Genomic DNA, 26556 nt, shown 5'->3' with positions numbered 1-26556 from the left:
GTCATGGAAAAGACCAAGCAGGTGACGCCCGTGCCCCGGCACGTGGCGATCATCATGGACGGCAACAATCGCTGGGCGAAGAAACGCCTGATGCCCGGCGTGGCCGGGCACAAGGCCGGTGTGGACGCTGTCCGTGCGGTGATCAAGACCTGCGCCGAAGCAGGCGTCGAGGTCCTGACGCTGTTCGCCTTCTCCAGCGAGAACTGGCAGCGCCCGGCCGACGAGGTCGGCGCACTGATGGAGCTGTTCCTCATGGCCCTGCGCCGTGAGGTGCGCAAGCTGAGCGCCAACGGCATCCGCCTGCGCATCATCGGCGACCGCAGCCGCTTCGCCCCGGAATTGCAGGCGGCAATGCGCGAGGCCGAAGCGCTGACCGCCAATGGCGGCAGCATGTTGCTGCAGGTGGCGGCCAACTATGGCGGCCAATGGGACATCACCCAGGCGGCGCAACGTCTCGCCCGTGAGGTGCAGGCCGGCCACCTGGCGGCGGAAGAGATCACCCCGGAGCTGATCCAGGGTTGTCTTTCCACCGGTGACCAGCCGCTGCCCGACCTGTGCATCCGCACGGGGGGCGAGCACCGCATCAGCAACTTCCTTCTCTGGCAGCTGGCGTACGCCGAGCTGTATTTCTCCGATCTCTACTGGCCCGACTTCAAGCACGACGCCATGCAGGCTGCGTTGCAGGACTTCGCTTCTCGTCAGCGCCGCTTCGGCAAGACCAGTGAGCAGGTCGAGGCCGAGGCGCCCCCGTCATGTTGAAACAACGAATCATCACGGCGCTGATCCTGCTGCCGATCGCGCTGGGTGGTTTCTTCCTGCTCGACGGTGCGGCGTTCTCGCTGTTCATCGGCCTGGTGGTCAGCCTGGGCGCCTGGGAATGGGCGCGCCTGGCCGGCTATAACGAACAACCTGCCCGCGTCGGCTATGCCGCCGTGGTCGCCGTGCTGATGCTGGTGCTCGCCTGGCTTCCGCAGCTGGCCGGCGCCGTGCTGGTGCTGGCATTGCTCTGGTGGGCCCTGGCGATCGTGATGGTGCTGACCTACCCGGACAGCGCGTCGAGCTGGGGCGGCCGCTGGCGGCGCCTGCTGATCGGTCTGCTGATTCTGCTGCCGGCCTGGCAGGGCCTGGTACTGCTCAAGCAGTGGCCGCTGTCCAACTGGCTGATCGTCGCGGTGATGGTGCTGGTCTGGGCGGCCGATGTCGGCGCCTACTTCTCCGGCAAGGCCTTCGGCAAGCGCAAGCTGGCCCCGCGGGTCAGCCCTGGCAAGAGCTGGGAAGGCTTCTTCGGCGGCCTGGCGCTGTGCCTGGCCATCACCGTTGCCGTCTCCATCTATCGCGACTGGACCGTCCGCGAGTTGCTGCTGGCGTTGCCGTGTGCGGCCATCGTGGTGGCCCTGTCGGTGATCGGTGACCTCACCGAGAGCATGTTCAAGCGCCAGTCGGGCCTCAAGGACAGCAGCAACCTGCTGCCCGGCCATGGCGGGGTGCTGGATCGCATCGACAGCCTGACCGCCGCCATTCCGGTGTTTACCGCGCTGCTCTGGGCGGTGGGCTGGGGTACGCCGTGAGCCATCCGCAGTGGATTACCGTGCTGGGGGCGACCGGATCGATCGGCCTCAGCACCCTGGATGTCATCGGGCGTCATCCGGATCGTTACCGTGTATTCGCGCTCAGCGGCTTCTCCCGCCTGGCTGAACTGGAGGCGCTGTGCCTGCGCCATCGCCCGCGCTGCGTCGTGGTGCCGCACGCCGACCAGGCGCGGGCCTTGCAGGAGCGCCTGAGCGCTGCCGGTCTCGAGGCGCAGGTGCTGGTCGGTGAAGCCGGCCTTTGCGAGATCGCCGCCCATCCCGAGGTGGATGCGGTGATGGCCGCCATCGTCGGCGCCGCCGGCCTGAAGCCCACCCTGGCGGCTGTCGAGGCTGGCAAGCGGGTGCTGCTGGCCAACAAGGAAGCGCTGGTGATGTCCGGCGCGCTGTTCATGAACGCCGTGCGCGCCAGTGGTGCGGTGCTGCTGCCCATCGACAGCGAGCACAACGCGATCTTCCAGTGCATGCCGGCGGATTACGCCCGCGGGCTGGGGCAGGTCGGCGTCCGCCGTATCCTGCTGACCGCTTCCGGCGGCCCGTTCCGCGAGACGCCGCTGGAGCGGTTGCACGACGTATCACCTGAGCAGGCCTGCGCGCATCCCAACTGGTCGATGGGGCGGAAGATCTCCGTCGATTCGGCGAGCATGATGAACAAGGGCCTGGAACTGATCGAGGCCTGCTGGCTGTTCGACGCGCCGCCGTCGAAGGTCGAGGTGGTGATCCATCCGCAGAGCGTGATCCATTCCCTGGTGGATTACGTGGATGGCTCGGTGCTGGCGCAGTTGGGCAACCCGGACATGCGCACGCCCATCGCCCATGCCCTGGCGTGGCCGCAGCGAATCGATTCCGGCGTTTCGCCGCTGGACCTGTTCTCCATCGCCCGGCTGGATTTTTCCGCGCCCGACGAGCAGCGTTTCCCCTGTCTGCGCCTGGCGCGCCAGGCCGCGGAGGCGGGCGGCAGCGTGCCGGCGATGCTCAATGCGGCGAACGAAGTGGCGGTTGCCGCCTTCCTCGAACGGCGCATCCGCTTCACGGATATCCCGGTTATCATCGACGAGGTGCTGAACCGCGAGGCGCCGACGCCGGTCGAATCGCTCGATGCGGTGCTGGCGGCCGACCAGCGCGCACGCGACGCCGCGCAGGCGTGGTTGCAGGAACGCGGGCGCTGAGCCCGAGGAGGTAGCGATGAGCGCCGTTTATATGGTGGTGGGACTGATTGTCGCCCTGGGCGTACTGGTCACCTTCCACGAATTCGGACACTTCTGGGTTGCCCGCCGCTGCGGCGTCAAGGTTCTGCGCTTCTCCGTGGGGTTCGGCACGCCGCTGGTGCGCTGGCATGATCGCCGCGGCACCGAGTTCGTCGTTGCCGCCATTCCCCTGGGTGGCTACGTCAAGATGCTGGATGAGCGCGAAGGCGAGGTGCCAGCCGAGTTGCTCGATCAGGCGTTCAACCGCAAGAGCGTCTTCCAGCGCATCGCCATCGTGGCCGCCGGCCCGGTCGCCAACTTCCTCCTCGCCATCCTGTTCTTCTGGGTGCTGGCCATGCTCGGCAGCCAGCAGATCAAGCCCATCATCGGCTCGGTGGTGGCGGACAGTCCGGCGGCGCAAGCTGGGCTCGTGGCCGGCCAGGAAGTGGTCGCGGTGGACGGCGAGGCCGTTGACGGCTGGAGTGGCGTCAATCTGCAGCTGGTGCGCCGCCTGGGCGAAACCGGCGAGTTGAGCGTCTCGGTGCTGGAGCAGGGCTCCACCGTGCCGGCCGTGCACCAGGTGCGCATCAGTGCCTGGCTGAAGAACGAAGAAAACCCCGATCCCATCGGCGGCCTGGGCATCCAGCCCTGGCGGCCCGCCGTGCCGGCGGTGATCGCCGAACTGGACGACAAAGGCCCGGCCAAGGCCGCCGGGCTGCAGATCGGTGACCGGATCGTCACTCTGGATGGTCAATCGGTCACGGATTGGCAAGAAGTGGTTTCGCGTGTCCGCGCGCTGCCGGAGGGCAAGGTAACCCTGGGCATCGAACGCGCCGGCCAGCGCGAGGAGCTGGCCCTGACCCTGGCGGCCAAAGGGGAGGGCAAAGCCCGCACCGGCTACCTGGGCGCGGGCGTCGCTGGCGGGCAGTGGCCGCCGGAAATGCTCCGCGAAGTGAGCTACGGGCCGGTGGCGGCGGTGGGCCAGGCGCTCTCCCGAACCTGGTCCATGAGCCTGCTAACTCTGGATTCTCTAAAGAAAATGGTGCTCGGGCAGCTCTCGGTAAAAAACTTGAGCGGGCCGATAACCATTGCTAAAGTGGCGGGCGCTTCAGCCCAGTCCGGCGTAGGGGATTTTCTGCATTTCCTCGCCTATCTGAGCATCAGTTTGGGGGTTCTCAACCTGTTGCCGATTCCTGTCCTCGATGGCGGGCATCTGCTGTTCTACATGGTCGAGTGGGTGCGCGGTCGCCCACTGTCGGAGCGGGTCCAGGCTTGGGGGATGCAAATTGGCATCAGCCTGGTAGTCGGGGTCATGTTGTTGGCCCTGGTCAACGATCTGAGTCGACTGTAACCGCCCGTTGGATTTCGGATCTGCCGCCACTTGCGGCAGATTCTTTATTTGTCAGTTGGAATTAAAAGGACTCCATGAAACGCTTTCTGCTTCCCGCGGCCCTTTCCGCGCTGATGATCGCCCAGGTTCACGCCGAGTCCTTCACTGTTTCCGATATCCGGGTCAACGGCCTGCAGCGCGTGTCTGCCGGCAGCGTGTTCGCGGCGTTGCCGCTGAACGTCGGCGAGCAGATCGACGATCGCCGCCTGGTCGAAGCGACCCGCTCGCTGTTCAAGACCGGCTTCTTCCAGGACATCCAGCTCAGCCGCGACGGCAACGTGCTGATCGTCAACGTGGTCGAGCGTCCCTCCATCTCCAGCATCGAGATCGAGGGCAACAAGGCCATCACCACCGAAGACCTGATGAAGGGCCTGAAGCAGTCCGGCCTGTCCGAAGGCGAGATCTTCCAGCGTGCGACCCTCGAAGGCGTGCGCAACGAACTGCAGCGCCAGTACGTGGCCCAGGGCCGCTACTCCGCCGAGATCGAAACCGAAGTGGTGCCGCAGCCGCGTAACCGCGTCGCGCTGAAGATCAACATCAACGAAGGCACCGTGGCGGCCATCGCCCATGTCAACGTGGTGGGCAACACCGTCTTCTCCGAAGAAGACCTGACCGACCTGTTCGAACTGAAGACCACCAACTGGCTGTCCTTCTTCAAGAACGACGACAAGTACTCCCGCGAGAAGCTCTCCGGCGACCTGGAGCGTCTGCGTTCCTACTACCTGGACCGCGGCTACATCCACATGGATATCGCCTCCACCCAGGTGTCGATCACCCCGGACAAGAAGCACGTCTACATCACCGTCAACGTCAACGAAGGCGAGAAGTACACCGTCAGCGACGTGAAGCTCTCCGGCGACCTGAAGGTGCCGGAAGACGAAGTGAAGAAGCTCCTGCTGGTGAAGAAGGGCCAGGTGTTCTCCCGCAAGGTGATGACCACCACCTCCGACCTGATTACCCGCCGCCTGGGTAACGAGGGCTACACCTTCGCCAACGTGAACGGCGTTCCCGAGCCGAACGACGAGAACAAGACCGTCTCGATCACCTACGTGGTCGATCCGGGCAAGCGCGCCTACGTCAACCGCATCAACTTCCGTGGCAACACCAAGACCGAGGACGAAGTACTCCGTCGCGAAATGCGCCAGATGGAAGGCGGCTGGGCCTCGACCTACCTGATCGACCAGTCCAAGCAGCGCCTGGAGCGTCTGGGCTACTTCAAGGAAGTCAACGTCGAGACCCCGGCGGTTCCGGGTACCGACGACCAGGTCGACGTCAACTACAGCGTGGAAGAGCAGCCCTCCGGCTCGATCACCGCCAGCGTGGGCTTTGCCCAGAGCGCCGGCCTGATCCTCGGTGGCTCGATCAGCCAGAACAACTTCCTGGGTACCGGTAACAAGGTCAGCATCGGCCTGACCAAGTCCGACTACCAGACCCGCTACAACTTCGGCTTCGTCGACCCCTACTGGACCGTCGACGGCGTGAGCCTGGGCTACAACGCCTTCTACCGCAAGACCGACTACGACAAGCTCGACGTCGACGTTTCCAGCTACTCGGTGAACAGCCTGGGTGCTGGCGTCAGCATCGGCTACCCGATCAGCGAAACCTCGCGCCTGACCTACGGCCTGACCGTGCAGCGCGACGAGATCGACACCGGCGCCTACACCGTCGACGAGATCTTCGACTTCATCGAGAAGGAAGGCGACAGCTTCACCAACTTCAAGGCGTCCATCGGCTGGTCCGAATCGACCCTGAACAAGGGCGTGCTGGCCAACCGCGGCCACTCCCAGAGCCTGGTGCTGGAAACCACCATTCCGGGTAGCGACCTGTCGTTCTACAAGCTCGATTACCGCGGCCAGATCTTCGCCCCGCTCACCGAAACCTACACCATGCGCTTCCATACCGAGCTCGGTTACGGCGGCGCCTACGGCGATACCGATCGCCTGCCGTTCTACGAGAACTACTACGCCGGCGGTTTCAACTCGGTGCGTGGCTTCAAGGACAGCTCGCTCGGCCCGCGCAGTACGCCCAGTAAGGCAGATCCGGCCACTACGCCGCCAGGGACGAATGGTCCGGACGCGAATGGCCGTTACACTGATCCGGACACCGATCCGCAAGCCTTCGGCGGTAATATCCTGATCACCGGCGGTGCGGAACTGCTGTTCCCGCTGCCGTTCGTGAAGGACCAGCGCCAACTGCGTACCGTGCTGTTCTATGACATCGGTAACGTGTTCGACACCGACTGCCCGATTTCCACCACCCAGGGCTGCGATGGCGTCAAGTTCCAGGACATGGCGATGTCCGCCGGTGTCGGTCTGACCTGGATCACCGCGCTGGGCCCGCTGAGCTTCAGCCTGGCGACCCCGATCAAGAAGCCGGACAACGCCGAGACCCAGATCTTCCAGTTCTCCCTGGGACAGACCTTCTAATTGGCCGTATCGTTGTAATGACAACCATGCTTTGTGCAGGAGTGCATTGTGCGTAAGTTGACCCAGTTCGTCCTGATCACCGCCGCCCTGGCAGCGAGCCCCGCGTTCGCCGACATGAAGATCGCGGTGCTCAACTATCAGATGGCACTCCTCGAGTCGGATGCGGCCAAGCAGTACGCCGTGGACGCCGAGAAGAAGTTCGGCCCGCAACTGAGCAAGCTCAAGGCGCTGGAAACCGACGCCAAGTCCCTGCAGGACAAGCTGGTCAACGGTGGCAGCAAGATGTCCAATTCGGAGCGTGAAAAGGCCGAGAGCGACTTCAAGCAGAAGGCCCGCGACTTCCAGTTCCAGTCCAAGGAGCTGAACGAAGCCAAGGCCGTCGCCGATCGTGACATGCTCAAGAAGCTCAAACCGAAGCTGGACCAGGCCGTCGAGGAGACCATCAAGAAAGGTGGTTACGACCTGGTGGTCGAGCGTGGTGCCGTGGTCGACGTGAAGCCGCAGTACGACATCACCCGCCAAGTCATCGAGCGCATGAACCAACTGCGCTGATGATGACTGAGCAGTCCTTTACCCTCGCCGAACTGGCTGCGCAACTCGATGCCGAGTTGCGCGGCGATCCCGCTCAGGTGATCAGCGGGCTGGCTACCCTGCAGGACGCAGGCGCCGGCCAACTGAGCTTCCTGGCCAATCCGCAGTACCGCAAGTTCCTCGACGGCAGCCAGGCCAGCGCCGTGTTGCTGACCGCCGCGGACGCCGAAGGCTATGACGGCAATGCGCTGATCGTTGCCAATCCCTATCTGGCCTATGCCGGCCTGTCCCACCAGTTCGACCGCAAGCCGAAGGCCCCGGTCGGCATTCATCCCACCGCGGTGGTCGATGAAGGGGCGCAGGTCGATGCGACGGCCAGTGTCGGTCCCTATGCGGTGATCGAGGCGGGTGCGCAGATCGGCGCGAACGTCACCATCGGTGCCCACTGCTTCGTCGGCGCGCGCAGCGTCATCGGCGAGGATGGCTGGTTGGCACCGCGCGTGACGCTCTATCACGACGTGCGTATCGGCAAGCGCGTGGTGATCCAGTCCGGCGCCGTGCTGGGTGGCGAGGGCTTCGGCTTCGCCAACCACAAGGGCGTCTGGCAGAAAATCGCGCAGATTGGCGGCGTTACCCTGGGGGATGACGTCGAGATCGGCGCCAATACCACCATCGATCGGGGCGCGCTGTCCGATACCCTGGTGGGCAATGGCGTGAAGCTGGATAACCAGATCATGATCGCCCACAACGTGCAGATCGGTGATCACACCGCCATGGCCGGCTGCTGCGGGATTTCCGGCAGCGCCAAGATCGGCAAGCATTGCATGCTCGCTGGCGGCGTGGGGCTGGTCGGTCACATCGAGATCTGCGACAACGTCTTCGTCACCGGGATGACCATGGTGACCCGTTCGATTACCGAACCGGGCTCCTACTCCTCCGGTACCGCCATGCAGCCCGCGGCGGAATGGAAGAAAAGCGCCGCGCGCATTCGTCAGCTGGATGACATGGCCCGTCGTCTGCAGCAGCTGGAAAAGCGCCTGGCCGCCGTGACCCCAAGCGGAGACGCTCCATCAGATGCGTGATCCACGCATTTTTTGGCGTTTCCCTTTTCTGAACAGGCTCCCCTGAACATGATGGACATCAACGAGATTCGCGAATACCTGCCTCATCGCTACCCTTTCCTGCTGGTGGATCGGGTGGTGGAGCTGGACATCGAAGGCAAGCGCATTCGCGCCTACAAGAATGTCAGCATCAACGAGCCGTTCTTCAATGGCCACTTCCCGCAACATCCGATCATGCCGGGCGTGCTAATCATCGAGGCCATGGCCCAGGCGGCCGGCATCCTCGGTTTCAAGATGCTCGACGTGAAGCCGGCCGACGGCACCCTGTATTACTTCGTCGGTTCCGACAAGCTGCGCTTCCGCCAGCCGGTACTGCCGGGTGACCAGTTGCAGCTCAATGCCCAGTTCATCAGCGTCAAGCGCGGCATCTGGAAGTTCGACTGCCATGCCACCGTCGATGACAAGCCGGTATGCTCGGCCGAAATCATCTGTGCGGAACGCAAACTATGAGTTTGATCGATCCTCGCGCCATCATCGACCCGCGCGCAAAGCTGGCTGACGACGTACAGGTGGGCCCCTGGTCCATGGTCGGGCCGGATGTGGAGATCGGCGAAGGTACGGTGATCGGTCCGCACGTGGTGGTCAAAGGCCCCACGAAGATCGGTAAGCACAATCGGGTTTTCCAGTTCTCCAGCGTCGGTGAAGATACCCCCGACCTGAAGTACAAGGGCGAGCCGACTCGCCTGGTGATCGGCGACCACAACGTGATCCGCGAGGGTGTCACCATCCATCGCGGCACCATCCAGGATCGTTCGGAAACCACCATTGGCGACCACAACCTGTTCATGGCCTACGTTCACGTCGGCCACGACAGTGTGATCGGCAACCATTGCATTCTGGTGAACAACACCGCCCTGGCGGGTCATGTTCATGTGGATGACTGGGCGATCCTCTCCGGGTACACCCTGGTCCACCAGTTCTGCCGCATCGGTGCACACGCCTTCTCCGGCATGGGCACCACCATCGGCAAGGACGTCCCGGCCTATGTCACGGTCTTCGGCAACCCCGCCGAGGCCCGCAGCATGAACTTCGAGGGCCTGCGCCGTCGGGGCTTCAGCGCCGAGTCGATCCAGGCGCTGCGTCGGGCCTACAAGGTGGTCTACCGCCAGGGCCTGACGGTGGACGAGGCGTTGGCCGAGCTGGGCGAGGCCTCCGAGCAGTTCCCGGAAGTCGCCGTGTTCCGCGACTCCATCCAGAGTTCCACCCGCGGCATCACCCGCTGACCATGCAACCGACCGCACGCAAGCTGCGCGTCGCCCTGGTCGCGGGCGAGGCGTCCGGCGATATCCTCGGCTCCGGCCTCATGCAGGCGCTCAAACAGCGCCACCCCGACATCGAGTTCATCGGTGTCGGCGGTCCGCGCATGCAGGCCGAAGGGCTGCAGTCGCACTTCCCGATGGAGCGCCTGGCCGTCATGGGCCTGGTGGAGGTGCTTGGCCGTCTGCGCGAACTGCTGCGCCGGCGCAAGGACCTGGTGAAGATGCTGATCGCGGCCAAGCCGGACGTGTTCATCGGCATCGATGCGCCGGACTTCAACCTGAACATCGAATTGAAGCTGCGCCGCGCGGGCATCCGCACGGTGCACTACGTCAGCCCGTCGGTCTGGGCCTGGCGGCAGAAGCGCGTCCTGAAGATCAAGCAAGCCTGCGACCTGATGCTCGCGCTGTTTCCCTTCGAGGCGCGCTTCTACGAAGAACATGCGGTGCCGGTGCGTTTCGTCGGTCATCCGCTGGCCAACACTATTCCGTTGGAAGCCGACCGTGCCGGGGCGCGCCAGCGTCTCTGCCTGCCGCCGGATGCCGGTGTCGTGGCGCTGCTGCCGGGAAGTCGGGGAGGGGAGGTCGGCAAGCTCGGCGCGCTGTTCCTCGATACCGCCCAGCGCCTGCTGGCGGATCGCCCCGATCTGCGCTTCGTGCTGCCCTGCGCCAGTCCCGAGCGCCGCGTGCAGATCGAAGCGATGCTCGCCGGTCGCGACCTGCCGGTGCAGTTGCTCGATGGCGCCTCCCACGAGGCGCTGGCCGCCTGCGACGCGGTGCTGATCGCCTCCGGCACCGCGACGCTGGAAGCCTTGCTGTACAAGCGGCCCATGGTCGTCGCCTACAAGGTGGCGCCCATGACCTACCGCATCCTCAAGCGCCTGGTGAAGAGCCCCTACATTTCGCTGCCCAACCTGCTGGCCGGCCGCCTGCTGGTGCCCGAGCTGATCCAGGATGCGGCAACGCCCGAGGCGCTGGCCACGACGCTGCTGCCGCTGCTCGATGACGGTCGCGTGCAAACCGAATCCTTCGACGCCATCCACCGCGCCCTGCGCCAGGATGCGTCCGCGCAGGCCGCCGATGCGGTGCTCGCCCTGGTGGAGAAACGCTGATGCAGATGGGCCTGGATTTCACCCTGGTGGAAGAACTGGTCGCCGGCGTCGACGAGGTGGGCCGTGGCCCGCTGTGCGGGCCGGTGGTCACGGCGGCGGTGATCCTGGACCCGGCGCGCCCGATCCAGGGGCTCAACGACTCGAAGAAGCTCAGCGAAGCCCGTCGCGAGGCACTGTTCGACGAGATCCGCGAGAAGGCCTTGGCCTGGTTCATCGCCCGTGCCGATGTGCACGAGATCGACCAGTTGAACATCCTGCATGCCACCATGCTGGCCATGCAGCGCGCTGTGGAAGGCTTGAGTGTTACGCCAAAACTGGCGCTGATCGACGGTAACCGCTGCCCGAAGCTCAAGGTGCCTTCCGCGCCGGTGGTGCAGGGCGACGCCAAGGTGCCGGCCATTGCCGCGGCATCGATCCTGGCCAAGGTCAGCCGTGACCGCGAGATGCAGGAAATGGAAGTGCTGTACCCCGGCTATGGGATCGGCGGGCACAAGGGCTATCCCACCCCCGTGCACCTGGAAGCCCTCAAGCGCCTGGGCCCGACGCCCATCCATCGGCGCTCCTTCGGCCCGGTACGCGACCTGCTGGAAAATCCCGCCGGCATCCTGTAACACCCTGTTATTACTCTGGAATTCCTCGCGGCCAGCGCCCCGCCGATGACCCCGGTCAGCCGGCGCGACGGCTGGCCGATTGATCCCTGTAGCTTTGCGGACGGCCCCGGTACAATCCGGGGCTTGCCGTTTTTCGCGTTTGCCAAGGACCACCATGACCGCCACCTTCGTTCACCTGCGTCTGCACACCGAATTCTCCCTGGTCGACGGCCTGGTACGGGTCAAGCCGCTGATCAAGGCGGTTGGCGCAGCGGGCATGCCGGCGGTGGCGGTAACCGACCTGAACAACATGTGTTCGCTGGTGAAGTTCTACAAGACCGCCATGGGCGGTGGCATCAAGCCGATCTGCGGCGCCGATATCTGGCTGGCCAACCGCGACGATGACGGCCCGCTGACCCGCCTGACGTTACTGGTGATGAATCCCAAGGGCTACCGCAACCTGACCGAGCTGATTTCCCGTGGCTGGCAGGATGGTCAGCGCAACGGCGAGATCATCATCGAGCGGCAGTGGGTGAAGGAGGCCGCCGAAGGCCTGATCGCGCTGTCCGGCTCCAAGGAGGGCGAGATCGGCATGGCCCTGCTGGAAGGCGACGATGCGCTGGCCGACTCGCTGCTGGCCGAGTGGCTGGAGGTCTTCCCGGATCGCTTCTACCTCGACATCCAGCGCACCCACCGGGTCAACGACGAAGAGCACGTGCATGCCGCGGTCGCCCTGGCCGAGCGTAGCGGTGCGCCCCTGGTGGCCACCAACGATGTGCGCTTCATCAAGCAGGAAGACTTCGAGGCGCACGAAACCCGCGTGTGCATCGGCGAAGGCCGTGCCCTGGATGATCCGCGCCGCTCGCGCAACTACTCCGACCAGCAGTATCTGAAAAGCCCGGAGGAAATGGCCGAGCTGTTCAGCGACATCCCCGAGGCTCTGGCGAACTCCGTCGAGATCGCCAAGCGCTGCAACATCGACGTGCAGCTGGGCAAGTACTTCCTGCCCAACTTCCCGATTCCCTTCGAAGGCATGGACATCAACGACTACCTGCGCCATGTCTCCTACGAGGGGCTGGAGGAGCGCCTGGCGGTGCTGTGGCCGAAGGAAACCACGCCCAACTACGAAGAGAAGCGGCAGATCTACGTCGACCGCCTGGAGTTCGAGCTGGGCACCATCATCCAGATGGGCTTCCCCGGCTACTTCCTGATCGTGATGGACTTCATCAAGTGGGCCAAGAACAACGGTGTGCCGGTCGGCCCCGGCCGGGGGTCGGGCGCCGGCTCGCTGGTCGCCTACGTGCTGAAGATCACCGACCTCGATCCGTTGGCCTATGACCTGCTGTTCGAGCGATTCCTCAACCCCGAACGTATTTCCATGCCCGACTTCGACGTCGACTTCTGCATGGAAGGCCGTGACCGGGTGATCGACTACGTGGCCGGTGCCTACGGCCGTAACGCGGTCAGCCAGATCATCACCTTCGGCTCCATGGCCGCGAAGGCGGTGGTGCGTGACGTGGCGCGGGTACAGGGCAAGTCCTACGGCCTGGCGGACAAGCTGTCGAAGATGATCCCCTTCGAAGTGGGCATGACCCTGGAGAAGGCCTTCGAGCAGGAAGAAATGCTGCGCGACTTCCTCAAGTCCGACGAGGAGGCCCAGGAAATCTGGGACATGGCCCTCAAGCTCGAAGGCATCACCCGCGGTACCGGCAAGCACGCCGGCGGTGTGGTGATCGCGCCGACCAAGCTCACCGACTTCGCCCCCATCGCCTGCGACGAAGAGGGCGCGGGCCTGGTGACCCAGTTCGACAAGGACGACGTGGAGGCCGCCGGCCTGGTGAAGTTCGACTTCCTCGGCCTGCGTACCCTGACCATCATCAAGTGGGCGATGGAGATCATCCATCGCATCCAGCGCAAGAACGGCGAGACCGAGCTGGTCGACATCGACCGCATCCCGCTGGACGACAAGAAGACCTACGACCTGCTGCAGAAGGCGGAAACCACCGCGGTATTCCAGCTTGAATCGCGCGGCATGAAGGAGCTGATCAAGAAGCTCAAGCCGGACTGCCTGGAAGACCTCATCGCACTGGTGGCACTGTTCCGCCCGGGCCCCCTGCAATCGGGCATGGTGGACGACTTCATCAACCGTAAGCACGGCCGCGAAGAGATTTCCTACCCCCACCCGGACTACCAGTACGCAGGCCTTGAGCCCGTGCTCAAGCCCACCTACGGCATCATCCTGTACCAGGAGCAGGTGATGCAGATCGCCCAGGTGATGGCGGGCTACAGCCTCGGCGGCGCGGACATGTTGCGTCGCGCCATGGGCAAGAAGAAGCCCGAGGAAATGGCCAAGCAGCGCGGCGGCTTCATCGAAGGTTGCGCCGGCAATGGCATCGACGCCAACCTCGCGGGCAACATCTTCGACCTGGTGGAAAAGTTCGCCGGCTACGGCTTCAACAAGTCCCACTCGGCCGCCTACGGGCTGGTGTCGTACCAGACCGCCTGGCTGAAGACCCACTGGAAAGCCCCGTTCATGGCCGCGGTACTCACCGCGGATATGCAGAACACCGACAAGGTGGTGACGCTCATCGAAGAGTGCCGCCACATGAAGTTGCGCATCCTCGCGCCGGACGTGAACAACTCCGAGTTCCGCTTCACCGTGGATGACGAGGGCCAGATCGTCTACGGCCTCGGCGCGATCAAGGGCGTTGGCGAAGGCCCGGTGGAAGCCATCACCGAGTGCCGCAACGAAGGCGGGCCGTTCAAGAACCTGTTCGATTTCTGCGATCGCATCGACCTCAAGCGCGTCAACAAGCGCACCCTGGAGGCGCTGATTCGCGCCGGTGCGCTGGACCGCCTCGGCCCGCACTTCCACGAGGAGCAGAAGGCCTACCACGCCCACGTCGACATCAACCGCGCGGTGCTGCTGGCGTCCATGGAAGAAGCCGTGAAGGCCGCGGAGCAGACCTCGCGCAGCCATGACAGCGGCCACATGGACCTGTTCGGCGGCGTCTTCGCCGAGCCCGAGGCCGACGTCTACGCCAACCATCGCAAGGTCAAGGAGCTCAATCTCAAGGAGCGCCTGAAGGGCGAGAAGGACACCCTCGGCCTTTACCTGACCGGCCACCCCATCGACGAGTACGAAGGCGAGGTGCGACGTTTCGCCCGCCAGCGCATCGTCGAGCTCAAGCCGGCACGCGATACCCAGACCGTCGCCGGCCTGATCGTCAACCTGCGGGTGATGAAGAACAAGCGCGGCGACAAGATGGGCTTCGTGACTCTGGATGACCGCTCCGGCCGTATCGAGGCCTCGCTGTTCGCCGAAGCCTTTGCCGCCAACCAGGCGCTGTTGCAGACCGACGCGCTGGTGGTGATCGAAGGCGAAGTCAGCCAGGACGATTTCTCCGGTGGCCTGCGCCTGCGCGCCAAGCGCGTGATGGGGCTCGAAGAGGCCCGCACCTCCCTGGCGGAAAGCCTGCGGGTGCGGGTGCATGCCGACGCGCTCAAGGGCGACCGCCTGCGCTGGCTGGCCGACCTGTGCACGCGTCACCGCGGCAGCTGCCCGGTCACCGTCGATTACAGCGGCGAGTCGGCCCGTGCGTTGCTGCAGTTCGGCGAGCAGTGGCGGATCGACCCCGCAGACAACCTGATTCAAGCGTTGCGTGACCAGTTCGGCCGCGACAACGTCTTCCTGAACTACCGCTAGCGTGAGCGGTGGCCGAAGGCCGCCCGCCCGCCAGTCTCGACCCTCGGCGCCCGATACCGTAAGGTAGGCGCCTACGGACCAGGCCCAGCCGCCAACAGAACGACGGATAGCCCATGAACCCGAATTTTCTCGATTTCGAACAGCCCATTGCCGACCTGCACGCCAAGATCGAAGAGCTGCGCCTGGTCGGCAACGACAACGCGCTGAACATCACCGACGAAATCTCCCGTCTGCAGGAGAAGAGCAAGGCGCTGACCGAGAACATCTTCGGCAACCTGTCCAGCTGGCAGATCGCCCAGCTCGCGCGCCATCCGCGTCGTCCTTACACCCTGGACTACATCGAGCACATCTTCACCGAGTTCGAAGAGCTGCACGGCGACCGTCATTTCGCCGATGACGCTGCCATCGTTGGCGGCGTTGCCCGCCTGGAAGACCAGCCGGTGATGATCATCGGTCACCAGAAGGGCCGCGAAGTACGCGAGAAGGTGCGCCGCAACTTCGGCATGCCGCGTCCGGAAGGCTACCGCAAGGCCTGCCGCCTGATGGAAATGGCCGAACGCTTCAAGATGCCGATCCTCACCTTCATCGACACCCCCGGCGCCTACCCGGGCATCGATGCCGAGGAGCGTGGCCAGAGCGAAGCCATCGCCTGGAACCTGCGCGTCATGGCGCGCCTGAAAACCCCGATCATCGCCACCGTCATCGGCGAAGGCGGTTCCGGCGGCGCGCTGGCCATCGGCGTCTGCGACCAGTTGAACATGCTGCAGTATTCCACCTACGCGGTGATCTCGCCCGAAGGTTGTGCCTCCATCCTCTGGCGTACTGCCGAGAAGGCGCCGGAAGCGGCCGAGGCCATGGGCATCACCGCCAACCGCCTGAAGGACCTGGGGATCGTCGACAACGTCATCCCCGAGCCGCTGGGCAGCGCCCACCGCGACCCGGCGGCCATGGCGCAGACCATCCGCCAGTCCCTGCTCGGCCAGCTGGACACCCTGAACCAGCTGAGCACCGACGAGCTCCTGGCGCGCCGCTACGAGCGCCTGATGAGCTACGGCGTCGCCTGATCGACGCCTTCGGCGCAGCGTGGGTGACGAGGTATGCTGGCCTCGTCCCCGACCCTGCCGACCTGCGCCATGTCTGCTGAACTCGAATCCCGACTGCTGAGTGTTCTCGCCCCCTGGCGCTGTGCGCCGGCGTGGCGTGTCGCCTTGTCCGGCGGGCTGGATTCCACCGTTCTCCTGCACCTGCTGGTGCGACTCGCTTCCCGCGAGGCCGTGCCGCCGATCACCGCTATTCATGTGCACCATGGCCTGCAGGCCGTGGCCGATGCCTGGCCCGCGCGTTGCCAGCGCTTTTGCGATGAACTGGGCGTGCCCTTGCAGGTTGCCCGCGTGCGCGTCGACGACGGCGCGAGCCTCGAGCGCGCTGCGCGTGACGCTCGCTATGGCGTATTCACCGCGGCGTTGGGAGAAGGCGAATGCCTGCTGACCGGCCAGCACCGCGATGACCAGGCGGAAACCGTGCTGTTCCGGCTGTTCCGGGGTGCGGGGGTGCGCGGCCTGTCTGGCATGGCCGCCAGCCGTCCGCTGGGGGCCGGCATGCTGCTGCGTCCGCTGTTGGGGATAACGCGCGCTGAGCTTGAGCGCTATGCCCGCAACGAGAAACTCAGCTGGGTCGAGGACCCGTCCAACGCCTGCGATGACCATGACCGCAACTACCTGCGCAACCAGATACTGCCGGGCATCGTCCAGCGCTGGCCCGCGGCCGTCGAGACCATCGCCCGCAGCGCCGAGCACCTGGCGGAAGCCGACGGGTTGCTGGGCGAACTGGCACAGAACGACCTGCACCAGGCGGGGGCGCGTAACGAATACATCGGCATGCCATTGCCATCGTTGGCCATCGCGGCCCTGGCCGAATTGAGCGAGCCGCGCCAGCGCAATGCATTGCGTCACTGGCTCGCGCCTCTCGCGCGCCTGCCGGACAGCGCGCACTGGGCCGGTTGGCAGGACCTGCGCGATGCCCGTGAAGACGCCGAGCCGATCTGGCGCCTCGCCGATGGCGAGCTGCGCCGTGCCCACGGCCGGCTCTGGTGGCTGGCCAGGTCCTGGTTCGGCTTCGTGCCGTCTGATCAGGCCTGGCGCGATCCTTCGCAGCCGCTTCTGCTGCCCACCAATGGTTCGCTGCATTTCGAGGGTGCGCCGCCGAGCGGGCCGCTGGTGGTGCGTTACCGACAGGGCGGAGAGACCATGACGCTGGTCGGACGCGGCAGTCGGGACCTCAAGCGGCTGCTCAACGAAGCGGCCATTCCGGCCTTCCTGCGCGGTCGTCTGCCGCTGCTCTGGCGCGCCGACGAACTGCTCGGCGTGGCGCTGCTGCCGGGCCTGCGGGTGGAGGTGGGGCAGGGGTGGACGCTGCGTTGGACACCTCCGACGAATGACTCGGGTTTGAGCTGATAGCCGCTTTCCGGTAGACTACGCTCCCGTCTTGTACTGCTCCCGTCGATTCCCCCGGAATCAGCGGGAGTTCGCTATTTTCACGACGAAGTCGTGAGCCGGGTCTTGTACCCGACACCTTCGCTTCCCCGGCGGCCGAGCCGCCTAAACGCTGACATTCAGGGCTTTTCATGACGCGCTACATCTTCGTCACGGGTGGTGTTGTTTCTTCATTGGGGAAAGGCATCGCCTCGGCTTCCTTGGCTGCCATTCTGGAAGCGCGTGGCCTGAAGATCACGATGCTCAAGCTGGACCCCTACATCAACGTCGATCCGGGCACCATGAGCCCGTTCCAGCACGGTGAGGTGTTCGTCACCCACGACGGCGCGGAAACCGACCTCGATCTGGGCCACTACGAGCGCTTCGTTCGTACCACGATGACCCAGAACAACAACTTCACCACCGGCCGCGTCTACATGGACGTGCTGCGCAAGGAGCGCCGTGGTGACTACCTGGGCGCCACCGTGCAGGTGATTCCGCACATCACCGACGAGATCAAGCGTCGCATCATCAAGGGCGCCGGCGATGCCGACGTGGCCCTGGTTGAAGTTGGCGGCACCGTGGGTGACATCGAGTCGCAACCCTTCCTCGAGGCCATCCGCCAGCTGCGCGTGGAGATCGGCTCGCGCCGCGCCATGCTGATGCACCTGACGCTGGTCCCGTACATCGCCACCGCGGGCGAGACCAAGACCAAGCCGACCCAGCATTCGGTCAAGGAACTGCGCTCCATCGGCCTGCAGCCGGACATCCTGGTCTGCCGTTCCGACCATCCGGTGGACGTCTCCTCCCGTCGCAAGATCGCCCTCTTCACCAACGTGGAAGAACGCGCGGTCATCTCGCTGGAAGACGTCGACACCATCTATCGCATCCCCTCCGTGCTGCACGCCCAGGGCGTCGATGACCTGGTCGTCGAGCGCTTCGGCCTGGAGTGCGGCCCGGCCGACCTGTCCGAGTGGGACCGCGTGGTCGACGCCAAGCTCAACCCCGAGCGCGAAGTCACCATCGCCATGGTCGGCAAGTACATGGAACTGCTCGACGCCTACAAGTCGCTGATCGAAGCCATGACCCACGCGGGCATCCAGAGCCGCACCAAGGTCAACCTGCGCTACATCGACTCCGAGGACATCGAGCAGCAGGGCACCAGCCTGCTCGAAGGCGCCGACGCCATCCTGGTGCCGGGCGGCTTCGGCCTGCGCGGCGTGGAAGGCAAGATCACCGCCGTGCAGTACGCCCGCGAGAACAAGGTTCCGTACCTGGGCATCTGCCTGGGCATGCAGGTGGCCGTCATCGAGTACGCCCGCAACGTGCTGGGCTGGACCGATGCCAACTCCACCGAATTCGACAAGTCCAGCGGCCATCCGGTCGTCGGCCTGATCACCGAATGGCAGGACGCCACCGGCGCCACCGAAGTGCGCACCGAGGCTTCCGACCTGGGCGGCACCATGCGCCTGGGCGCCCAGGAGTGCCTGCTGTCCGCCGGCACCCTGGTGCACGACTGCTACGGCAAGGACGTGATCGTCGAGCGTCACCGTCACCGCTACGAAGTGAACAACAACCTGCGTCCGCAACTGGAAGCCGCCGGCCTGAAGATTTCCGGCCGCTCCGGCGACGGCGCGCTGGTGGAAGTCGTGGAAGCGCCGGACCATCCGTGGTTCGTGGCCTGCCAGTTCCACCCGGAATTCACCTCCACCCCGCGTGATGGCCACCCGCTGTTCAGCGGCTTCGTCAACGCCGCCCTGAAACAAGCCGGGAAAGCCTGAGCATGAGCCAGAAGATCATCCGCGTCGGTGATATCCAGATCGGCAACGACCTGCCGTTCGTGCTGTTCGGCGGCATGAACGTGCTGGAGTCGCGCGACCTGGCCATGCAGGTCTGCGAAGAGTACGTGAAGGTCACCCAGAAGCTGGGTATCCCCTACGTGTTCAAGGCCAGCTTCGACAAGGCCAACCGTTCCTCGATCACCTCGTTCCGTGGTCCAGGCATGGAAGAGGGGCTGAAGATCTTCGAAGAGATCAAGAAGACCTTCAACGTGCCGGTCATCACCGACGTGCACGAGCCCTACCAGGCCGCTCCGGTGGCCGAGGTCTGCGACATCATCCAGCTGCCGGCCTTCCTGTCCCGGCAGACCGACCTGGTCGTGGCCATGGCCAAGACCAATGCGGTGATCAATATCAAGAAGGCCCAGTTCCTCGCGCCGCAGGAGATGAAACACATCCTGCGCAAGTGCGAGGAGGCCGGTAACGACCAGCTGATCCTCTGCGAGCGTGGCTCCTCCTTCGGGTACAACAACCTGGTGGTGGACATGCTCGGCTTCGGCATCATGAAGCAGTTCGAGTACCCGGTGTTCTTCGACGTGACCCATGCCCTGCAGATGCCGGGCGGCCGCGCCGATTCCGCCGGCGGTCGCCGCGCCCAGGTCACCGACCTGGCCAAGGCCGGCATGAGCCAGGGCCTTGCCGGCCTGTTCCTGGAGGCCCATCCGGACCCCGAGAACGCCAAATGCGACGGCCCGTGCGCGCTGCGCTTGAACAAGCTCGAGCCTTTCCTGTCCCAGCTCAAGCAGCTGGATGACCTGGTCAAGAGTTTCCCCACCATCGAGACTGCCTGAGAATCCGCTCGTTGCGCCCCGTAGCGTCAAGCTCGGCGGGGCATCGAGCAGGTTCTGATGTCTCACCAGCCGCCCCGTTTATCTCTATCTTCGGAGTGTTATCAAGAATGGCAAAGATCGTCGACATCAAGGGCCGTGAGGTCCTGGACTCCCGCGGCAACCCGACCGTTGAAGCGGACGTGATCCTGGACAACGGCATCGTCGGCAGCGCTTGCGCCCCGTCCGGTGCATCCACCGGTTCCCGCGAGGCCCTCGAACTGCGCGATGGCGACAAGAGCCGTTACCTGGGCAAGGGCGTGCTGAAAGCCGTGGCCAACATCAACGGCCCGATCCGCGACCTGCTGCTGGGCAAGGACGCGGCTGACCAGAAAGGTCTGGATCACGCGATGATCGACCTCGATGGCACCGAGAACAAAGGCAAGCTGGGCGCCAACGCCATCCTGGCCGTGTCCCTGGCTGCCGCCAAGGCCGCCGCTCAGGCCAAGGGCGTGCCGCTGTACGCGCACATCGCCGACCTCAACGGCACCCCGGGCCAGTACTCCATGCCGGTTCCGATGATGAACATCATCAACGGCGGCGAGCACGCCGATAACAACGTCGACATCCAGGAGTTCATGGTTCAGCCGGTGGGCGCCAAGAACTTCGCCGACGCGCTGCGCATGGGCGCCGAGATCTTCCATCACCTCAAGGCCGTGCTGAAGGCCCGTGGCCTGAACACCGCCGTGGGTGACGAAGGCGGCTTCGCACCGAACCTGGCTTCCAACGAAGACGCCCTGGCCGCTATCGCCGAAGCCGTCGCCAACGCCGGCTACAAGCTGGGCGAAGACGTGACTCTGGCCCTGGACTGCGCCTCCTCCGAATTCTTCAAGGACGGCCAGTACGACCTCGAAGGCGAAGGCAAGGTGTTCAGCGCCGAAGGTTTCGCCGACTACCTGGCCGGCCTGACCCAGCGCTACCCGATCATCTCCATCGAAGACGGCATGGACGAGTCCGACTGGGCTGGCTGGAAAGTCCTGACCGACAAGATCGGCGCGAAGGTGCAACTGGTCGGTGACGACCTGTTCGTGACCAACACCAAGATCCTCAAGCGCGGCATCGACGAGAAGATCGGCAACTCGATCCTGATCAAGTTCAACCAGATCGGCTCGCTGACCGAGACCCTGGAAGCCATCCAGATGGCCAAGGCCGCCGGTTTCACCGCCGTGATCTCGCACCGTTCGGGCGAAACCGAGGACAGCACCATCGCTGACCTGGCCGTCGGCACTGCCGCTGGTCAGATCAAGACCGGTTCCCTCTGCCGCTCCGACCGCGTTTCCAAGTACAACCAGCTGCTGCGTATCGAAGAGCAGCTGGGCGCCAAGGCGCCGTACCGTGGTCGCGCGGAATTCCGCGGCTGATCCGAGTCTGGTACGGTGAAGGGGTGGCAGGAGCCACCCCTTTGCGTACAGGGAGCTGAAGGTTGAGGTTACGTAGCCCTTACTGGCTGTTCGTCGTGCTGATCCTGGCGCTGGCCGGCCTGCAGTATCGCCTGTGGGTTGGCGATGGCAGCCTGGCGCAGGTGCGCGACCTGCAGAAGCAGATTGCCGACCAGCAGGGCGAGAACGAGCGCCTGCTCGAGCGTAACCGCATCCTCGAGGCGGAAGTCGCCGAGCTCAAGAAAGGCACCGAGACGGTCGAGGAACGTGCCCGCCACGAACTCGGCATGGTCAAGGACAAGGAAACCCTCTACCAGCTCGCGCAATGACCACTCCCGCCTTCTGGGCCGTGATTCCGGCCGCCGGCATCGGTTCGCGGATGCGCGCCGACCGCCCCAAGCAATACCTCGACCTCGCCGGTCGCAGCATTCTCGAACGTACCCTCGACTGTTTCCTCGGCCATCCCCGGCTCAAGGGGCTTGTGGTCTGCCTGGCCACCGACGATCCCTGGTGGCCGACCCTGCCGAGCGCATCCAATGAACGCATCCAGTGTGCCGACGGCGGCCGCGAGCGTGCCGATTCCGTGCTCAATGGACTGCTGCGCCTGACCGAACTGGGCGCCGGCAGTGATGATTGGGTGCTGGTGCACGACGCCGCGCGGCCGAACCTGGCGCGGTCCGATCTCGATCGCCTGCTGGATGAGCTGGAATTCGACGCCGTCGGTGGGCTGCTGGGCGTTCCCGCCCGGGATACGTTGAAGCGCGTCGGCGCCGACGGCCGCGTGGTCGAAACCATCGACCGCAGCGTGGTCTGGCAGGCCTACACCCCGCAGATGTTCCGCCTCGGTGCGCTGCACCGCGCGCTCGCCGATGCCCTGGTGGCCGACGCGGCGATCACCGACGAGGCATCTGCCATGGAATGGGCGGGCTACCAGCCGCGCATGGTGGAAGGGCGCATCGACAACATCAAGGTCACCACCCCGGAAGACCTGCAGCGCCTGCAGCGCCATTTCGCCAAGCCCTGATTCCGCTCGCGACCGCCACGCCGCCGGCGTAGCACCGGACTCCTGTAGGAGCGGGCCATGCCCGCGATCGTGCGCATCTCGCGCTCCTGCAGGTTGAGCGAGGCGTAGGAGCAACTGTCTTCCTTCTGGCAAGTTTGTACCGACGTTTCCCCCTCCCCCCAGCCCTCTCCCGGAGGGAGAGGGAGCAGGTTGTGCCGGCTGATGTTGTAATTTCATCCTGCACCGAACGGTCCCCTCTCCGTCGGGGAGAGGGTTAGGGTGAGGGCAGGCCCGAGCGCTGGGATATCACTGTAGGAGCGGACTTCGTCCGCGACAGGTTCGAACCGCGCCGGAAGCCATCGCGGACGGAGCCCGTTCCTGCGAAGGCGTTTCAGCCCAGCAGCGGCACCTCGATCAGGAAGCGGAACAGCGCCCCGTGCTGCTCCACTGCCAGGCAGTGGTAGCCGTGGCGCTGGGTGTCTTCCGGAATGCCATGCACCGACTGCGAACAATCGGTGATCACCTCCAGCAGATCGCCCGGCTTCAGGGTCGCCAGGGTTTCCAGGGTAGCGATGGCGTTGTAGGGGCAGTGTTCGCCGCGCAGATCAAGCGACAGCGTCGGCGTCTTGGTGTCGGGCATCGGACGGTTTCCGTTTACGGGTGAATCGTTTTGCGTTCAGTTGCACCAGCAGCATGCACAGGGCAAGGCCGGCGAAGGTGATCAGCAACCCGCCGCCAGGACCGAACTCCTGCAGCAGGTTGAGCTTGGGATAGGGCAGGGCGAGGCGGGTGCCGAGCTCGTCCCAGTACACCGCGACCAGGGTGCCGCCGATCACGTTGCCGATCCCCACCACCCAGAAGTGCACCTGGCCTTCCATCGAACGGTACATCCAGCCGGTCTCGCAGCCACCGGCCAGGACGATGCCCAGGCCGAACAGCACCCCGCCGATCACCGCATTCGGGCCCATCCAGAAAATCTTCGGCGGCAGGCCGTTGTGAATGGCGGCGAAGGTGCCGACGCAGGCGGCTGCCATGCCCAGCAGAATGCCCATTGCGGCCTGGGTGCGGCCGGTGGTCCAGAGGTCGCGCGCGGCGCTGGTGAAGCAGATCTGCGCACGTTCGATGAGCCCGCCGAACAGCAGGCCGAACAGGCAGGCCATGCCCAGCACCAGCGAGACCTCGAAGCGCCAGGCGGCGAACAGGGCGGCAATCGCCAGCACGCCCATGCCCAGGCGCCACTGCAGCTGGGCGCGGCGAGCCAGGGCCTCGGCGCTCGGCAGTGCCGCCGCCTTGCCGCCGACCTTCAGCGGAACGCGCAGGAAGGGCAGCAGGCTGATCTTCACGCCGAACCAGGCGCCGAGCACGGTGGCGAACATGAAGGCCCAGGCGTGCACCGAGAACATCGGGATACCGGTGAAGAACGCCGCCAGGTTGCAGCCCATCGCCAGGCGCGCGCCGAAGCCGGCGATCACTCCGCCAATCAGACCCTGTACCAGGCGCCGCTTGCTGGTTGGCCAGCGCAGGCTGACGTTGCCCGCCCAGAGCGCACAGATCAGCGCGCCGAAGAACATGCCGATGATCATCACGCCGTCGATGCGGTCCAGCGGGGTGCCTTGCAGGCCGATGATCTTGAAGTAGCTCCATTCCTGCGGCTGCAGGCCGAACCAGGACAGCACATGGCCGCCCCAGCGGGTGAACTCGCCGGTGACCGCCCAGAAGGTGCCGGTCATGGCGAAGTAGTAGGCCGAGATCACACCGAGGGCGACCAGGGTCGGCAACGGCGTCCAGAAGCGCAGGAGGTAGCGCTCGCGAAAGGAGTAGAGGGCTGACATGTCGTCGTCCTTGAACCGTGGAGTAGGAAACCGGGCATTCTAGCGAACGCCAATTCCTGCCGTTTGCTTCACGACAACGGAGAGTGCTCAAGATGCTGTAGGCCTTCCTTGAGATGGTCCACCAATTGGCGAACCTTCGGGGACAAATGCCGCTGCTGCGGATACAGCGCCCAGACCCCCGTGTTCGGCGGCTGGTGCGCCTCCAGCAGGGATACCAGGCGGCCGCTGCGCAGATGTTCCAGCACGTAGTAGTCCGGTAGCTGGCACAGGCCGAAGCCGCGCAGTGCCGCATCCAGCACCGCCTGGCCGCTGTTGCAGCGCCAGTTGCCCTGCACCCGGTGCTGGGTTTCGCGACCGTCCTCGAGGAAGCTCCACTGGTCGCTGCTGCCCACCAGGCAATTGTGCCGCGCCAGCTCCGCCACGCTCTGCGGGGTGCCGTGGCGATCCAGGTATTGCGGCGTCGCGCACAGGTACATCACCCGCGGCGCCAGGCGGGTCGCCACCAATCGCGAATCGCTGAGGCGGCCGAGGCGGATGGCCAGGTCGAAGCCTTCGTGGAGCAGGTCCAGCTGGCGGTTGGACAGCTCGATCTCGACCCGCAGCTGCGGAAACTCGGCCATGAATTCGTTCACCAGCGGCACCACGAAACGCTCGCCATAGGCCACGGCGCAGGTCATGCGCAGCAGGCCCTTGGGTTCGGCGGAGAGATCGCTGACCGCGCGCAACGCTTCCTCGCGGGCGTCCTGCAGGCGCCGGCAATGCTGCAGGAAGGTCTGCCCGGCTTCGCTCAACGTCACCTTGCGCGTGCTGCGGTAGAGCAGGCGTGTCTGCAGGCGCTCCTCCAGGCGTGCGACCTGGCGGCTGACGTGGGACGACGACACGCCCAGGCGCTCGGCGGCGGCCGTGAATTGGCCGGTTTCGGCGACGGCGACGAATTCGTCCAGTCCTTCCCAGCGGTGCATGTGGATTATCCCTGTATTGCAATAATGTTTTGATTATTGCCTGATTATTCCCTGAAACGGGGTTTTCTACACTTCCCAGGCTTTGGGCTGCGCATTTGCCGTGTGGCCCGATCGCTCCCCGACGTGGCTGTGGCCCGTCCCGGTTTCTCGGCCGCCGCGCCGAACCCGTCCGCCCTTGGCGGGCGTTGTCGTTTCCATCGTTCAGGAGTTTCCCGATGATCAAGTCCCGTGCCGCCGTCGCCTTCGCCCCCAACAAACCGTTGGAAATCGTCGAAGTGGATGTGGCGCCGCCGCAGAAGGGCGAGGTGCTGGTGCGCATCGTTGCCACCGGTGTCTGCCACACCGACGCCTACACCCTGTCCGGCCAGGATTCCGAGGGTGTGTTCCCGTGCATCCTGGGCCACGAAGGTGGCGGCATCGTCGAAGCGGTGGGCGAGGGCGTGACCTCGCTGAAAGTGGGCGACCACGTGATCCCGCTGTACACCGCCGAATGCCGCGAGTGCAAATTCTGCAAATCCGGCAAGACCAACCTCTGCCAGGCCGTGCGCGCCACCCAGGGCAAAGGCCTGATGCCCGACGGCACCAGCCGCTTCTCCTACAACGGCGAGCCGATCTACCACTACATGGGCTGCTCGACCTTCTCCGAGTACACCGTGCTGCCGGAAATCTCCCTGGCGAAGATTCCCGAGGAAGCGCCGCTGGAAAAGGTCTGCCTGCTCGGCTGCGGCGTGACCACCGGTATCGGCGCCGTGCTGAACACCGCCAAGGTGGAAGAGGGTGCCACCGTGGCCATCTTCGGCCTGGGCGGGATCGGCCTGGCCGCGATCATCGGCGCGAAGATGGCCAAGGCCTCGCGCATCATCGCGGTGGACATCAACCCCGCCAAGTTCGACATTGCCAAAGAACTGGGCGCCACCGACTTCGTCAATCCCAAGGATCATCAGAAACCGATCCAGGAAGTCATCGTCGAAATGACCGATGGCGGCGTGGACTATTCCTTCGAGTGCGTGGGCAACGTCCAGCTGATGCGTGCCGCGCTGGAGTGCTGCCACAAGGGCTGGGGCGAATCCACCATCATCGGCGTTGCCGGCGCCGGCCAGGAAATCAGCACCCGCCCGTTCCAGCTGGTGACCGGTCGCGTCTGGCGCGGTTCCGCCTTCGGTGGCGTGAAAGGCCGCACCGAGCTGCCCAGCTATGTGGAAAAGGCGCAAAAGGGCGAGATCCCGCTGGATACCTTCATCACCCACACCATGGGCCTGGAGAAGATCAACGAGGCGTTCGACCTGATGCACGAAGGCAAGAGCATCCGCTCCGTCATCCATTACTGATCGAACCGCCG

23 protein-coding genes are annotated in these 26556 nt (G+C 64.9%); 20 read left to right on the top strand and 3 right to left on the bottom strand.

Going from position 1 to position 26556, the window contains the following annotated elements; genetic code table 11:
• The first annotated feature begins 3 nt into the window (after positions 1-3).
• The 19 genes from uppS to ispD all read left to right on the top strand — a co-directional run bounded on the left by uppS (position 4) and on the right by ispD (position 22444).
• Complete coding sequence (gene uppS, locus N0B71_RS00715) at positions 4-759, top strand: polyprenyl diphosphate synthase (protein ID WP_259756591.1); 756 nt, start codon at positions 4-6, stop codon at positions 757-759.
• Complete coding sequence (locus N0B71_RS00710) at positions 753-1568, top strand: phosphatidate cytidylyltransferase (RefSeq protein WP_259756589.1); 816 nt, start codon at positions 753-755, stop codon at positions 1566-1568. The genes uppS and N0B71_RS00710 overlap by 7 nt, the downstream gene beginning before the upstream one ends.
• A complete protein-coding gene (gene ispC, locus N0B71_RS00705; RefSeq protein ID WP_259756587.1) occupies positions 1565-2755 on the top strand; it encodes a 1-deoxy-D-xylulose-5-phosphate reductoisomerase in 1191 nt (396 codons plus the stop codon). The genes N0B71_RS00710 and ispC overlap by 4 nt, the downstream gene beginning before the upstream one ends.
• A 16-nt stretch (positions 2756-2771) precedes the next feature.
• Positions 2772-4124: an RIP metalloprotease RseP gene (gene rseP, locus N0B71_RS00700; protein ID WP_259756585.1), complete on the top strand. Its 1353-nt coding sequence runs from the start codon at positions 2772-2774 to the stop codon at positions 4122-4124.
• A 74-nt stretch (positions 4125-4198) separates the two neighbouring features.
• Positions 4199-6589, top strand: coding sequence for an outer membrane protein assembly factor BamA (bamA, locus tag N0B71_RS00695; protein WP_259756583.1), 2391 nt, complete (start codon positions 4199-4201; stop codon positions 6587-6589).
• A 48-nt stretch (positions 6590-6637) separates the two neighbouring features.
• On the top strand, positions 6638-7141 hold the full coding sequence (locus N0B71_RS00690) for an OmpH family outer membrane protein (protein WP_259756581.1): 504 nt from the start codon (positions 6638-6640) through the stop codon (positions 7139-7141).
• On the top strand, positions 7141-8202 hold the full coding sequence (gene lpxD / locus N0B71_RS00685) for a UDP-3-O-(3-hydroxymyristoyl)glucosamine N-acyltransferase (RefSeq protein WP_259756579.1): 1062 nt from the start codon (positions 7141-7143) through the stop codon (positions 8200-8202). Before N0B71_RS00690 ends, lpxD begins: the two co-directional genes overlap by 1 nt.
• 48 nt (positions 8203-8250) lie before the next feature.
• Positions 8251-8691, top strand: coding sequence for a 3-hydroxyacyl-ACP dehydratase FabZ (gene fabZ, locus N0B71_RS00680; RefSeq protein WP_259756577.1), 441 nt, complete (start codon positions 8251-8253; stop codon positions 8689-8691).
• Positions 8688-9464, top strand: a complete 777-nt coding sequence (gene lpxA, locus N0B71_RS00675) for an acyl-ACP--UDP-N-acetylglucosamine O-acyltransferase (protein WP_259756574.1) — start codon at positions 8688-8690, stop codon at positions 9462-9464. Before fabZ ends, lpxA begins: the two co-directional genes overlap by 4 nt.
• A gap of 2 nt (positions 9465-9466) precedes the next feature.
• Entirely contained in the window at positions 9467-10609 is a 1143-nt protein-coding gene (lpxB, locus tag N0B71_RS00670) for a lipid-A-disaccharide synthase (RefSeq protein ID WP_259756572.1), read from the top strand.
• The gene (gene rnhB, locus N0B71_RS00665; RefSeq protein WP_259756570.1) at positions 10609-11220 is read left to right on the top strand and encodes a ribonuclease HII; all 612 of its coding nucleotides are present in this window, start codon (positions 10609-10611) and stop codon (positions 11218-11220) included. The genes lpxB and rnhB overlap by 1 nt, the downstream gene beginning before the upstream one ends.
• A 154-nt stretch (positions 11221-11374) precedes the next feature.
• The gene (gene dnaE / locus N0B71_RS00660; RefSeq protein ID WP_259756568.1) at positions 11375-14905 is read left to right on the top strand and encodes a DNA polymerase III subunit alpha; all 3531 of its coding nucleotides are present in this window, start codon (positions 11375-11377) and stop codon (positions 14903-14905) included.
• Positions 14906-15018: 113 nt separating this feature from the next.
• On the top strand, positions 15019-15969 hold the full coding sequence (accA, locus tag N0B71_RS00655) for an acetyl-CoA carboxylase carboxyl transferase subunit alpha (RefSeq protein ID WP_259756567.1): 951 nt from the start codon (positions 15019-15021) through the stop codon (positions 15967-15969).
• Between the two features lie 69 nt (positions 15970-16038).
• Positions 16039-17358 carry a tRNA lysidine(34) synthetase TilS gene (gene tilS / locus N0B71_RS00650; protein WP_259759705.1) on the top strand — a complete coding sequence of 440 codons (1320 nt, stop codon included), beginning with the start codon at positions 16039-16041 and terminating at the stop codon, positions 17356-17358.
• A gap of 170 nt (positions 17359-17528) precedes the next feature.
• Positions 17529-19157 carry a CTP synthase gene (locus N0B71_RS00645; protein ID WP_207885427.1) on the top strand — a complete coding sequence of 543 codons (1629 nt, stop codon included), beginning with the start codon at positions 17529-17531 and terminating at the stop codon, positions 19155-19157.
• A gap of 2 nt (positions 19158-19159) precedes the next feature.
• A complete protein-coding gene (kdsA, locus tag N0B71_RS00640; protein ID WP_259756564.1) occupies positions 19160-20005 on the top strand; it encodes a 3-deoxy-8-phosphooctulonate synthase in 846 nt (281 codons plus the stop codon).
• Positions 20006-20112: 107 nt separating this feature from the next.
• Positions 20113-21402: a phosphopyruvate hydratase gene (eno, locus tag N0B71_RS00635; RefSeq protein ID WP_259756562.1), complete on the top strand. Its 1290-nt coding sequence runs from the start codon at positions 20113-20115 to the stop codon at positions 21400-21402.
• A 62-nt stretch (positions 21403-21464) separates the two neighbouring features.
• Positions 21465-21749, top strand: coding sequence for a cell division protein FtsB (gene ftsB / locus N0B71_RS00630; protein WP_017521200.1), 285 nt, complete (start codon positions 21465-21467; stop codon positions 21747-21749).
• Entirely contained in the window at positions 21746-22444 is a 699-nt protein-coding gene (gene ispD / locus N0B71_RS00625; protein ID WP_259756561.1) for a 2-C-methyl-D-erythritol 4-phosphate cytidylyltransferase, read from the top strand. The genes ftsB and ispD overlap by 4 nt, the downstream gene beginning before the upstream one ends.
• A 370-nt stretch (positions 22445-22814) precedes the next feature.
• Here ispD and yedF read toward each other — a convergent pair whose 3' ends face one another.
• The 3 genes from yedF to N0B71_RS00610 all read right to left on the bottom strand — a co-directional run bounded on the left by yedF (position 22815) and on the right by N0B71_RS00610 (position 25217).
• Complete coding sequence (gene yedF / locus N0B71_RS00620; RefSeq protein ID WP_259756560.1) at positions 22815-23063, bottom strand: sulfurtransferase-like selenium metabolism protein YedF; 249 nt, start codon at positions 23061-23063, stop codon at positions 22815-22817.
• Complete coding sequence (gene yedE, locus N0B71_RS00615) at positions 23029-24255, bottom strand: selenium metabolism membrane protein YedE/FdhT (RefSeq protein ID WP_259756558.1); 1227 nt, start codon at positions 24253-24255, stop codon at positions 23029-23031. Before yedE ends, yedF begins: the two co-directional genes overlap by 35 nt.
• A gap of 68 nt (positions 24256-24323) precedes the next feature.
• A complete protein-coding gene (locus tag N0B71_RS00610; protein WP_259756557.1) occupies positions 24324-25217 on the bottom strand; it encodes a LysR substrate-binding domain-containing protein in 894 nt (297 codons plus the stop codon).
• A gap of 215 nt (positions 25218-25432) precedes the next feature.
• Here N0B71_RS00610 and N0B71_RS00605 point away from each other — a divergent pair, with 215 nt between their 5' ends.
• On the top strand, positions 25433-26545 hold the full coding sequence (locus tag N0B71_RS00605) for an S-(hydroxymethyl)glutathione dehydrogenase/class III alcohol dehydrogenase (RefSeq protein WP_259756556.1): 1113 nt from the start codon (positions 25433-25435) through the stop codon (positions 26543-26545).
• Positions 26546-26556 lie beyond the last annotated feature (11 nt).

Origin of the sequence: Pseudomonas sp. GCEP-101 (assembly GCF_025133575.1) — a bacterium.
In the GTDB taxonomy this organism is placed as follows: domain Bacteria; phylum Pseudomonadota; class Gammaproteobacteria; order Pseudomonadales; family Pseudomonadaceae; genus Pseudomonas; species Pseudomonas nitroreducens_B.
Note: the sequence above shows the minus strand (reverse complement) of the source record. Positions and strands in the feature narration are given on the sequence as shown.